General features: G+C 55.0%; 12 protein-coding genes. 5 read left to right on the forward strand and 7 right to left on the reverse strand.

The genetic code is table 11. The features are described from left to right. Nucleotides 1–138: 138 nt before the first annotated feature. The gene (uvrB, locus tag RA157_RS03160) at nt 139–2,775 is read left to right on the forward strand and encodes an excinuclease ABC subunit UvrB (protein WP_350335028.1); all 2,637 of its coding nucleotides are present in this window, start codon (nt 139–141) and stop codon (nt 2,773–2,775) included. A 108-nt stretch (nt 2,776–2,883) separates the two neighbouring features. Then, the gene (locus RA157_RS03165; RefSeq protein ID WP_350335029.1) at nt 2,884–3,249 is read left to right on the forward strand and encodes a septal ring lytic transglycosylase RlpA family protein; all 366 of its coding nucleotides are present in this window, start codon (nt 2,884–2,886) and stop codon (nt 3,247–3,249) included. Nucleotides 3,250–3,251: 2 nt separating this feature from the next. Here RA157_RS03165 and RA157_RS03170 read toward each other — a convergent pair whose 3' ends face one another. Continuing rightward, complete coding sequence (locus tag RA157_RS03170; protein WP_350335030.1) at nt 3,252–3,974, reverse strand: class I SAM-dependent methyltransferase; 723 nt, start codon at nt 3,972–3,974, stop codon at nt 3,252–3,254. Nucleotides 3,975–4,174: 200 nt separating this feature from the next. Here RA157_RS03170 and RA157_RS03175 point away from each other — a divergent pair, with 200 nt between their 5' ends. After that, on the forward strand, nt 4,175–4,567 hold the full coding sequence (locus RA157_RS03175; protein ID WP_350335031.1) for a hypothetical protein: 393 nt from the start codon (nt 4,175–4,177) through the stop codon (nt 4,565–4,567). Here RA157_RS03175 and RA157_RS03180 read toward each other — a convergent pair. The 3 genes from RA157_RS03180 to RA157_RS03190 all read right to left on the reverse strand — a co-directional run bounded on the left by RA157_RS03180 (nt 4,564) and on the right by RA157_RS03190 (nt 8,077). Then, on the reverse strand, nt 4,564–5,949 hold the full coding sequence (locus RA157_RS03180) for a DUF3179 domain-containing (seleno)protein (RefSeq protein WP_350335032.1): 1,386 nt from the start codon (nt 5,947–5,949) through the stop codon (nt 4,564–4,566). The genes RA157_RS03175 and RA157_RS03180 overlap by 4 nt on opposite strands. A 157-nt stretch (nt 5,950–6,106) precedes the next feature. Beyond that, the gene (locus tag RA157_RS03185; protein ID WP_350335033.1) at nt 6,107–6,916 is read right to left on the reverse strand and encodes a CE1 family esterase; all 810 of its coding nucleotides are present in this window, start codon (nt 6,914–6,916) and stop codon (nt 6,107–6,109) included. A 117-nt stretch (nt 6,917–7,033) separates the two neighbouring features. Next, nucleotides 7,034–8,077, reverse strand: a complete 1,044-nt coding sequence (locus RA157_RS03190) for a zinc-dependent alcohol dehydrogenase family protein (protein WP_350335034.1) — start codon at nt 8,075–8,077, stop codon at nt 7,034–7,036. 191 nt (nt 8,078–8,268) lie between these two features. Between RA157_RS03190 and RA157_RS03195 the strand changes: the two genes are divergently transcribed. After that, entirely contained in the window at nt 8,269–8,937 is a 669-nt protein-coding gene (locus tag RA157_RS03195; RefSeq protein ID WP_350335035.1) for a DUF938 domain-containing protein, read from the forward strand. 212 nt (nt 8,938–9,149) lie between these two features. Further along, nucleotides 9,150–9,575, forward strand: a complete 426-nt coding sequence (locus RA157_RS03200; RefSeq protein WP_350335036.1) for a DUF4864 domain-containing protein — start codon at nt 9,150–9,152, stop codon at nt 9,573–9,575. A gap of 18 nt (nt 9,576–9,593) precedes the next feature. Here RA157_RS03200 and RA157_RS03205 read toward each other — a convergent pair whose 3' ends face one another. The 3 genes from RA157_RS03205 to RA157_RS03215 all read right to left on the reverse strand — a co-directional run bounded on the left by RA157_RS03205 (nt 9,594) and on the right by RA157_RS03215 (nt 11,908). After that, nucleotides 9,594–10,232 (reverse strand): MBL fold metallo-hydrolase, encoded by a 639-nt coding sequence (locus RA157_RS03205; RefSeq protein ID WP_350335037.1) that lies wholly within the window; start codon nt 10,230–10,232, stop codon nt 9,594–9,596. A gap of 39 nt (nt 10,233–10,271) precedes the next feature. Further along, the gene (locus RA157_RS03210) at nt 10,272–10,952 is read right to left on the reverse strand and encodes a DUF922 domain-containing protein (protein ID WP_350336144.1); all 681 of its coding nucleotides are present in this window, start codon (nt 10,950–10,952) and stop codon (nt 10,272–10,274) included. A gap of 86 nt (nt 10,953–11,038) precedes the next feature. Then, the gene (locus RA157_RS03215; RefSeq protein ID WP_350335038.1) at nt 11,039–11,908 is read right to left on the reverse strand and encodes a phytanoyl-CoA dioxygenase family protein; all 870 of its coding nucleotides are present in this window, start codon (nt 11,906–11,908) and stop codon (nt 11,039–11,041) included. Nucleotides 11,909–12,004 lie beyond the last annotated feature (96 nt).

Here is a 12,004-nt window from a genome sequence, read left to right on the forward strand (position 1 = left end):
GCCCTTTTGTGCAAACAGCCTTGCAATTAACCGAAACCAATCTACCTCAAACCTGCCAAACAGGATAAGCTGAAGCCGTTTCTGAAACCAGAATCGTTAAAAGTCGCACTGAGTCATTAAGATCCGCCGGAACAGCAGATGAGCAAGAAGCGCAAGACAGAGCAACAGGACGAAAGTCAGGCTGGCGGTTTCGGTGAAACTCCACAGGCCGGTTTTGTCGTCGACAGCGCTCCACTCTCGGGCTCGATTGCCGACTGGGCGAACGAGATCTCAGAGGAAGCAGCCAGGCCTGCACCCAAGGCACAGGAAAAGACAAAGACACGGAAAAAGTCAGCCGCCAAGGAACGCGTCGCAACAGGTCTGAACCCGGTTGCCGGGCTCGACATCTCTTATGAAGATGCGATGCAGGGTGCCGCGCCACGTGCTGGCGTGACCGCAACGGTTTCCGCCCTCGAAACGCTGATTGAACGCGGCAGGCCTCTCTTTGCAGATGACCAGCCCTGGGTCCCGCATCGCCCGCCACGCCCCGAGAAATCCGAAGGTGGCGTCCAGTTCAAGCTGGCATCGGAGTTTGATCCGAGAGGCGACCAGCCACAAGCCATCGAAGAACTGGTGGAAGGCGTGAACAATGGCGAAGCCTCCCAGGTTCTTCTTGGCGTTACCGGGTCGGGCAAGACCTTCACCATGGCGCAGGTGATCAATCACACCCAGCGTCCGGCGCTCATTCTCGCCCCAAACAAGACTCTGGCCGCGCAGCTCTATGGAGAGTTCAAGTCCTTTTTCCCGGACAATGCCGTTGAATATTTTGTCTCCTATTACGACTATTATCAGCCGGAGGCCTATGTGCCCCGCTCTGATACATTCATCGAAAAAGAGGCAACGGTTAATGAGCAGATTGACCGTATGCGCCACTCGGCCACCCGTGCTCTTCTCGAGCGGGACGATGTAATCATCGTCGCGTCAGTATCCTGCATCTATGGTATCGGATCGGTCGAAACCTACACCGCCATGACCTTTTCCATTGAGGTCGGCGAGCAGCTCGACCAGCGGCAGTTGATTGCCGACCTGGTGGCCCTGCAATACAAACGCTCTGATGCGGCCTTCCAGCGCGGCACATTCCGGGTGCGTGGGGATACGATTGAGATTTTCCCGGCCCACTATGAAGATCGGGCCTGGCGTGTATCCCTGTTCGGCGATGAAGTGGAGGATATCACCGAGTTCGATCCGCTTACGGGCAAGAAAAGCGGCGAGATGCAATTGGTGAAGATTTACGCCAATTCGCACTACGTAACGCCAAAGCCGACCCTGCAGCAGGCTATCAAATCAATCAAGGCTGAGCTCTCTATCCGTCTTGAAGAGCTCTATGCTCATGGCCGCCTTCTGGAAGCCCAGCGGCTGGAACAGCGTTGCCGTTTTGATCTGGAAATGATGGAAGCGACCGGTGCCTGCGCTGGCATTGAGAACTATTCCCGCTACCTCACAGGCCGCAAGCCGGGCGAACCGCCCCCCACTCTGTTCGAATATCTTCCAGACGATGCTCTGGTCTTTGTCGATGAGAGCCATGTGACCATCGGTCAGCTGGGTGGCATGTATCGAGGCGACTTCCGGCGGAAGGCGACGCTGGCGGAGTACGGCTTCCGCCTGCCGTCCTGCATGGACAACAGGCCTTTGCGGTTTGAGGAATGGGACGCCATGCGCCCCCAATCGGTTTTCGTATCCGCGACCCCCGGCGGCTGGGAGCTGGAAGAAACCGGTGGCGTCTTCGCCGAACAGGTCATCCGGCCAACCGGCCTGACTGATCCGGATATCGATATCCGGCCCGCTTCCAGCCAGGTCGAAGACCTTCTGGGCGAAGTCCGCGAAGTAGCCCAGAAAGGCAATCGGGTTCTGGTGACCACGCTCACCAAGCGCATGGCCGAAGACCTGACCGAATATCTGCACGAGCATGGTGTCCGTGTGCGCTATATGCATTCCGATATTGATACTCTCGAACGGATTGAGATCATCCGCGACCTGCGACTTGGAACCTTTGACGTGCTGGTGGGCATCAACCTGCTGCGCGAGGGGCTCGACATTCCGGAGTGTTCTCTGGTTGCCATTCTGGACGCGGACAAGGAAGGCTTCCTGCGTTCGGAAACCTCTCTTGTCCAGACCATCGGCCGCGCCGCCCGTAACGTGGATGGCCGGGTCATCCTCTATGCTGACAACATGACCGGCAGCATGGAACGCGCCATTGCGGAAACCAACCGCCGTCGGGAGAAACAGCAGGCTTATAACGTCGCCCACAACATCACTCCCGCCTCAGTCAGGAAAAACATCGGCGACATCCTTGAAAGCGTCTATGAGCAGGATCACGTCACAGTTGATCGCGGACTTGCCGAAGAAAGCAAAGCGGTTGCCGGGCACAATCTCAAGGCCCACATGGCGGATCTTGAGAAGCGCATGAAGGATGCCGCTGCCAATCTGGAATTCGAGGAAGCGGCCCGTCTGCGTGACGAGCTCAAGCGTCTGCAGGACACAGAACTGGCCATTGCCGATGATCCACTGGCCAGGCAGGCAGCCATTGAGGACAAAGCGGGAAGCTTTGCCGGACAGCAGAAATACGGCAAGGCAGGCAACTTGCCAAAATCCTCAAAGGCAGCCAAGCCCGAACTTGGCAAGATGGGGCCTGGCAGCGAGCGAGCCATCCCCAAAGGCGGCTCCGCACCCAAAAAGCGCGGACGCAGCACAGGTGGCAAACCCGGAACGAGAACCTATAAGACCAATCGGACATAACGTGAGACAGATGCCTGATTTCTGCCGCAAAGTCCCTGTATGAGACGCGCGGGAGGATCAGGCATTGAGTCGGGAAACAGACCAATGCGCAATCAGGGGCGAATTCTTATGACTGGTCTGTCTTGCACAACACTCAAACTCATTCCTCTGGCCGCTGTTGCAGCACTGGCATTGGCCCAGCCTGCAACCGCTAAACAGCAATGCGGCAAAGCGTCGTGGTATGAGCTCACATCCAAAACCGCATCAGGCGAAATGGCCAACCCGAACCGGCTGACCGCTGCACACCCTTCCCTGCCCTTTGGCAGCCGCGTGGTTGTGACCAATCAGAAAAACGGCCGCAGCATCACCCTGCGCATCAATGATCGCGGGCCTTTTGTCAAAAACCGCATCATCGACGTAACCCGTGCCGCAGCCTACAAACTCGGTTTCAAAAATGCAGGCATTGCCCGGGTCTGTGTGGAACGGGTGGGATAAAATCAACGGGTCTTGCGGGCAACGAAGAATTTCCGTGTCAGCTGCTGGCAGCAATCATAGTTCGGATTATCGATGATATGGGTCTTGATGGCGTCATTGACGCCTTCATAAGATGAGAAGGCATCATCAAAGCAGATCCAGCCACCGGGCACGAGGAAACTATTGATGATTCTGATATCCTGGCTGACAGCATCAAAGCTGTGATCACCATCAACGAATGCCAGACGCACTTTAAAATCATCCCGCACAGTTTTCGAGAATGTCTTCATTGTTCCGCGGCAAGGCAGCACAACATCCTGCAGATTATTGGCCTCAATCGCACTTGTAAAAGCATTCAAGGTGCTGCCAAAGCGATCATAGACTGGAACAATGTCGCGCTGGAAAGGTTCATCCCAGACAGTCTGCTCATGGTGTGCGTCATATTTCACACCATCCAGCACTACGCTGAAAGAATGAGATCCATCGTCATTCGCAAACCAGTCATTGCGTTCCGGAAACAGGTCAACACAGAACACTCGCGTATTGGGAGAAAGTCGGGCCGCCATCCCAATTGCCACAGCGGACCGTCCGCACCAGGAGCCCATCTCCAGAATATCTCCCTCGAGGTGGCTACTGCTGAGGGTCAGAGCAAACAACATGGACAGCTGATCAATTGGCGACCAGCCCGGGATGGATTCCACCGCATCCTCAATCTGGGTAACAATAGGTCGCGTTATCTTATCCATATCTGAAACTCTTCAATTGCAGTAACGTCAGCCTGATTCAGGCTTTTTGCAGAGTAACAAGAAAAACGGATCAAGCCAGTCATGTCCGTATATTTCGACGGCTATTTCACTGTAATGAACAGGATGCCTCTGACGTAAGACAGGGCAATTCAAAGTGAATTGATTGGCACACCTTCCATGTGACTCTTTAAAAGAGCTCCATGCGCTCTCTTCGTACCGGTCTTCTGCTTGTTCTGCTCACATCACCCGCTCTTGCGGATGAGCGGGCGGCGTTTTACGGAACATGGGGCACGGAGAAGCAATGCGCGCGGGCACCTATCAAGCCCGGTGGAACAGTATTGTCAGAACCATTCAGGATTGATCCGCTCTGGCTGCGACAGGGCACGCTGTGGTGCAGTCTCAGATGGGGGCCGGTTGAGGCACGTGGAGACGGGTTATTTACCGGTGCGCATGTGCAGTGCGGGGAGGATTCTGTCCGCGGCTATTTTCTCGGTATGGATCTGTCCGGTAAAGAACTGACTCTCCGCTGGGACTTTCCTCTGGCAAACGGTCCCCTGCACCGATGTACAGGGGACAGGGTCAAGGCCGATTAACCCGGCCAGAGGGCCGTTTTTGGATGGAACTGAGACCAGGCGAACCAGAAAGCCTGATGGCTACCCAGATCAGATCCATCTGATCCCACAGCCTTGATACCGCCCGCCGCAAGCTGCAGGCGAATATTCTCATAGGAAATACTCTCGCCATTCTTCAGCGCCACCAGAGCCTTGCTGCGCTGAAAGGCTATGGGCTTGCCGGATGCTGTGATGACGCCGATGATATCCTCATGGACCGGCAGACGCGGGTCCACATCCCCCACCGGGAAGATCGGCCCATTCGCATCGCGATTGTTGCGGAAATTGAAATCCCGACCAAGTGCCAGAGCTTCAACCAGAACCGTGGTCTCAGGATGTTCTTTTTTCCACGTGGCCCAATCTGTTGTCACCACACTGGCCTGCTGTAGTTTCAAACCCTTTTTGGCCAGCGGCCCGGTGACTGCGTGACCAAGGAACGTATCAAATACTGAAAACGTATTGATGTCATACATCACCTTGTTGGACCGGATAAGAAGACCGGACGTCCGAAGAACCGGACGGTCAATGCCCGCTGGAAGCTGATCTGTAAAATAAGCCTGGGCAGCGCCACACAGGGTGCAATAGGGAATGCCGAGATGACGGCCACCAAGCGTATCATTGACCATCTCACGAACTTCCATGATCCGGCGCGGATAAGCCCGATACTCGCCATTTACCTCAACGCCGAAGACAATGTCATCATCCTTCAGCCATGTGGCCTCTGCTGCACTGCTTACCTGAGGATTATCGGCCGCCGGAATACAATTGCAGGGTTTGTCAGTCGTATCATAGGCACGATCATCAATCAGCACACCGCCCCAAGAGACAAGGCGCCAGTCAATATCACCCTCGACAAAAATCTTGTCCCAACCGGGCACAATACTGGTGAAAACGGCCCGTTTTGCGCGAAGGTAATCAGGCGGTGCGGGAATATCCCAGGCAATGAGATGATCCGTCACAACACCCCAGTTGTTCTCATGAGGCAGTGTTTTGCCAAACAGTTTGGACGCCGCATCCGTCAGCACTCCGTTAAGCTGCTGACTGGACACAAACCGCATCAGATCGCTGATGATCCAGACAAGCCTCGGGTCTTTCGACGCGGCAATCTCCTCAAGAGCAACAACCTGATCACGTCCCCAGACCGATTGGGTCATGCTGTCAATGAAAGCCGTTTTCACAGCCGCCTGAAGACTATCGGACAAGGGGCCTTCCGGAATGGTCGGAGGAGTGCCAAACTTCTCAATCACATAGTCGGGCAGCGGAGCCGCTGCATGGGGCCGGACAGCCCCCAGCCAGACAAACGAAACGATCGCCAGAACCACAAACAAGATGGAACGGAATTGAAAATTCTTTGCCAATGCCATGGACGGACCTTTCGCCTGCTTGTTTCCCAGCAGAACGTGAGGCGACTGACAAACGCACCGCCATCTCTGCTGCATAGTGTAAAGCGCATATGATTATGCGCCCTTCTTGCAGCACCTCCAATCACGGCACATCAGCATTTGGTGAAGGCTGTATGGGTCAGGAGCCGTCCGGCAGCCCTGCGAGCCAGTCGAGCCCGTGCCCAACCCATTCCGCAGGAATGGAATGCCCCCGTTCATGCAGGCAAAGCTCCAGAACACGCCCGGTTCCACTCTTATCCCAACGGGTGCAGGTCAGTCTTTCATCTCTGGCATCAGCCAACCGACCATTACCCTGGGTGTTATTCAGGCGTCTGAGGATTTCAAACCCTTCCGGGATTGGCATTGAATTGTAGATTCCAATCTCATCATAGGCGACAACCTTGTCCGCAAGGCCATGGATATGCCGGAGATTGACCGGCCCTGTCGGGCAAGTGTCAGGATTTGAACGCCAAAACCCGCCTGCAATCGGCGCGTAAGCTCTGAACAGACGCCCTTCATAGCAGGCAACGTTCCAGACCATGGATGCACCACGGGAAAAGCCGGACGCTAATGTCTGGCTCTCATCAATAGGCCAGCGGCGGCGCACATCATCCATCACTGCGCGAATATAGGCGGCCTCATCCCGGCCACTCTCTGCCCTGCCCCGACCGATCTGTCGCCAATACCCAGTGCGCGCAAAAGGCGCGACAAACAGAGCGCCACGGTCCGTTACTCCGCGAACCATGCCACGGTTGCGGAATGTTCCTTCCGGGGAACCGTTCCAGCCATGGAAGTAAACCACCAGGCGCAGTGGCGTCTTCTGATCCCAGTTGTCCGGAACAGCAGCGAGGTAATATCCTCCGGGCACCTCACACCGGGTATCATGCCCGCAGGCCATTGCACTGGAGGAGATGGATACAAAAGCCAGAAGAATGAGCAGAATGCGCATGAAAATACCTGGGTCGCGATCAATCAGTCTGAGTTCAGACTGTTCGCAAGCAGACGCTGAACCACAAGACAATTGTGTGTGAGATACAGCCGGATGACGCGCCAAGCCCGGATTATCTTAACTGAATTGCGTGATCACCGTTGCACCGAGCGCCTGGAACTTATCCATCTGAACCAGATGTCCCGGGGCTTCATCAAGGCTGATTTTCTGCCCTACAAGACGGGATGGCTGAAGCTTGCCCGTCCGCACCATATCCAGCATGGCGCCGTATCGATGTGACTGCATGCCATGGCTGCCGAGAATTTCAAGTTCATAGGCAATAACCCTCGCCATCGGCACATTTGGCATGCTGTGCTGACCCAGCATCAGCCCGACCTGAACATGTTTGCCTCGACGGCGCAAATTCTGCACTGAATTGAAACAGGTCACGGGATGCCCCAGGGCATCGATGGAAACATGGGCACCACCATCTGTCAGGCTCATCACGGCTTCTGGCACATCGGGTTCTTCGGATGCATTGACCGTCGCAACAGCTCCAAGTGCCTTGGCCAGGGCCAGTTTCTCCGGGGCAATATCCACAGCAATAACATTGGCACCCGCCGCATTGGCAATCATCACGGCGGACAAGCCCACACCTCCACAGCCATGGATAACCACCCATTGGCCCGATGAAACTCGACCCTGGTCAACAACCGCACGAAAAGAGGTGGCAAACCGGCAACCAAGACTGGCTGCTGTGGCAAAGTCCATCTCCTCAGGCAGGCGGACAAGATTCAGGTCAGCATGATGGATACCGACAAATTCGGCAAATGACCCCCAATGCGTAAATCCTGGCTGAAACTGATTGTGGCAGACCTGCTGATGCCCGGCATGGCATTCAGGGCAGGTACCACAGCCTCCAACAAATGGCACGGTGACACGGTCGCCGACCTGCCAAAGAGACACATTCTTGCCCGAGGCAACCACTGTTCCTGCCAGCTCGTGTCCGGGCACGTGTGGCAGTTCAATATCCGGATCGTGCCCCATCCAGCCATGCCAGTCACTGCGGCAAAGACCTGTCGCTTCGACTTTCACGACAACACCATCAGGTGATGGTGCCGGGTCAGGTACCGTCACAACCTTTGGAGCAACCTGGAATGTCTCGAAAAGAACCGCTTTCATGGACACAAACTTTCCGCACTGGAAGCAAAGCCACGCTTCACTCTATTAGGGTCAGGAGCTATTAATTTCGTTCATTCTGTTCATCAGGGAAAGACCAATTTCAATATTGTCCCGGCAAAGCAACCTCCCCGCCCCTTGACCCGGCTACCCCGTCACGCCATGTCTAACGGCGGATAAAACGGGAGGACAGGATGGCCGAGACACCGGTTGAGTTTGGAGCACCAAAAGCCGAAGCACTGGATGACGGGCGGCTGGATGCATCGTCTTTTCATCGCAACAGTGATCCGGTAAAGGCGGTGGTGGACAAGCACGTGTCAGTCGCGGCCAGCCATGTGCTTGAAGTGGCCAGTGGCACCGGCCAGCATGTCTGCAACTGGGCCCGCCTCAGACCCGAATGTACTTTCTGGCCTACAGATCTTGCACCGTTTCACATTGACAGTATCAATGGCTGGCGCTCTTTCTTCAACCTCACTAATATCAGGCCCGCACATAAGCTGGATATCACTACTGAAGACTGGTGCGATGCCGCCGGACACCCCTACCCGCCTCTTGATGCTGTCATTGGCATGAACATTCTGCATATTGCCCCCTGGACCGTTTCTGAAGGCCTGTTTTCCGGAGCCGGGAAAGCCCTTAAATCTGGAGGGGTTCTGATGATCTATGGCCCGTTCAAGAAAGCCGGGCAGCATATATCAGACAGCAATGTGCAGTTTGACCAGAACCTGCGTCAGACAGACCCAGACTGGGGCGTCCGTGACCAGGATGACCTTGACAGACTGGCAGTCGGAGCGGGCCTTACACCGGAAGCACCAGAACCGATGCCTGCAAACAATTTTACCCTCATCTACCGAAAAACGTGATTGCCTGACAATCCGGGCCTCAATCAGTCGAATAAATCCGCCATCAGCCTGTTAACGTAACAAGAGTCAGACAACTGACCTAAAGCACCTGATCTCTAACTTGAATTGGTAACGGTGCTTTAAGAGTTTGTTTCTGCGCGAGCTTTCATCTGAAAAGTCTATCAACTTTTCAGAAGCACGTTGTAGACAGCCAGTCGGAAGGGAGATTGATCATGACACGTTTCAGTTTTACAGGTTTATCACTGGTCCTTAGCCTGGTCTCGGGTCTGATCTGGCCAGTTTCAGCCTTCGCGGATACCAGCGAGCGGCAGACGATCATCCATGAGCAGATCCAGGCTTTTCAGGCCGACGACACCCGACAGGCCTGGTCTTATGCAGCACCTGCCATTCAGGTGCGCTTTGGTGATGCGGATCAGTTCATGAGCATGGTGCGCAGCCAGTATCAGCCACTATACCGCCCCCGCGCCTACACGATGGGGGAAACAGTCGAAACGCCGCGTGGCCCCGGACAGATCGTTCATGTGATTGATGATCAGGGCCGCCCATGGCAGGCGCTCTACCTGTTCACGGCTGACAACAAGGATGAGTGGAAAATCAGCGGCTGCTATCTCCACCTGCTACCAGGCGAGGATATCTAGAATACGTCCCGATGCCGTCTATCTGAGGAACGGGTTCGTTGCCCGCTCCTCACCAATGGTGGAATGCGGGCCGTGCCCGCAGATAAAGGTCACATCATCACCAAGCGGCAGAAGCTTCTCTGTAATGGACTTGATCAGCGTATCATGATCACCACCCGGTAGATCGGTCCGCCCGACAGAGCCCTTGAACAGTACATCCCCGACCAGCGCAAAGCGGCTTTCTGCCTGATAGAACACAACATGGCCTGGCGCGTGTCCCGGACAATGGAGAACGTCGAAATCAAGTCCCGCGATCGAGACCACATCCCCTTCCTGAAGCCAGCGATCCGGCTCAATCGTCTTGACCTCCGGCATATTGAACTGGGCAGCCTGATCAGCCACACGTTCAATCAGCTTGCGATCATCTTCATGCGGGCCCTCAACCTCCACATCAAGCAGGTCACGAAGGTCGGCTGCTCCACCAATATGATCGATGTGGCCATGGGTCAGCAGGATCCGCTCGACCTGAACTTCATTCTCTTCGAGAACCTGCCGGATAACGTCCACATCCCCGCCCGGATCAATCACCACACCGTTCTTCGTTTCGTCATCCCATATAATGGTGCAGTTCTGCTGAAACGGGGTCACCGGAACAATAGCAACTTTCATCTGAGGCATGGGAAACCTTTGAGGTTGAGCTGTGTGAAAAACTGCTGATCAGCGACCAGAAGAGCGTTCGATCATCAATCGATCCAGATCCGTAAGAACAATTTCCCGCTTCGGCGGATTCCTGAATTCTTTCAGAGCCTGACGCATAAGGGCAAGTCGACTGACACGACGGGATTCCTTCTGGTCAAAAGCGAAATGCTGCGCCTCACACCGCTGTGCTTCTTTCTTGATAATAGCCGACACCTTGTCTTCCAGAACAGAGCAGGTCTTGCTCGGGCGCAAAGCCCTGACCTTCTGGTCAATCCGCTTTGCACAACCAAGATAGATCTTGCGATGCGTCAGTTCGTGGCTTTCGGCTTTTTTGTAGAAGCGCTTGAAGTTCTTCAACGTCCGGGCCGGAACGCCATTTGTGGTGCGAAGCTTCGGCAGGGTAATCTCGAACTTCGTGACAACACCAAAGCCTTTGATCCGACACCGGTCTGTCTTTACCAGACGGCCTTTCAGAGAGAAATCCTGCTCAATGGACGCAAGCGCATGGCTGCCATCCACAATCGGCCCGCGCTGGTCCATATTTGAGACGATATCAGCGGCAGACTTGCCACGGATCGTATAGTGCTTGATCTCGGTTTTGGTTTCCACATCAGCATAGGCCATATTGCCGATAACCAGAAAACCGGCCGCCAGAGCGGTTATACGTCCAACCCTATTGCCCCAACCTGTCCACAACACGATACGCAACCCTCACCTGTCCCGATACGAGTTTCCAAGTGTTGCACGAGCCTGTGCCCACTGCAATCAACAAGTGCCACTTTCTGTCAGACAACACACAAGTCATCCGGCTCCATCATGGATGGCTCAAGCATTTGCTCAGTTGCGACAGACCGGAACAGGGAGTGCCCCAGACGCGGCGCGGCGCCGTCCACATTTGGCGCTCCCGCCTTGTTACGATCCGATCTGGAGACCGTACGGGTCTCGAAATTGAATCGGGTTCGACCTGTCGTATTCACTGCAGATGCATGCAGATGATAACCGGAGAAGGCCACGATCTCGCCAGGCCTGATATCAAGCGGAAGCACAGAAGACGCGTCCGGTTCTTCTGTCACAGTCGGCAAAAGAGGATAGTCGCTACGATCCCCTGACCGGACACGCCGCATCAGTTCATCGAAATCCCAATCACCGCTGTCATTGGCAATCGGAGTGTCCCAGTAGTACGGATAGAAGAGTACGGTTGTTGCTTCCTGGATATCGTAGATCGGGGCCCACCAGTTGATCTGCTGCGCGATATTTGTCGCCCAACCATCTCTGTGAGCAGGCAACGCTCTGACACGCCAGCTCCACAGCGCCTGATTACTGGGCTGGCGCCTCAGCTTGCGGATATCCTCATAGACATCAGACGGATCATATCCAAGCTCCTCAAACATGCCCCGATAAAGCCGGGAAACATCCTCATCTGTCCTGAACCGCTTGGCGACCTCACCAACAATCCTGTTGAAACTCTCGCCATCCAGATGATTTTCCGCGTCCCTCGGATCATGTGGGGAGAAGGCCTCCTTAAGGGCAAGGCGAGCCCAGTCTGACAGCGCCTTGACGGACTGTAATTCTGTCAGAATCACAATCTCACCGGAAAAGACACGTTCCCCCAACTCGTCACATCCGATCTCACGCCCCAGTCGAACAACACACATCTGCATGAACCCCAGCTTTCAATAGGAATTGCAGACTTGCCATTGATCAGAGCTGCATTCTAGCTTCCCGGCGTCACAGAAGTCGCATGATGAACA

The sequence above is a fragment of the Coralliovum pocilloporae genome, from assembly GCF_030845175.1.
Lineage (GTDB): Bacteria > Pseudomonadota > Alphaproteobacteria > Rhizobiales > Cohaesibacteraceae > Coralliovum > Coralliovum pocilloporae.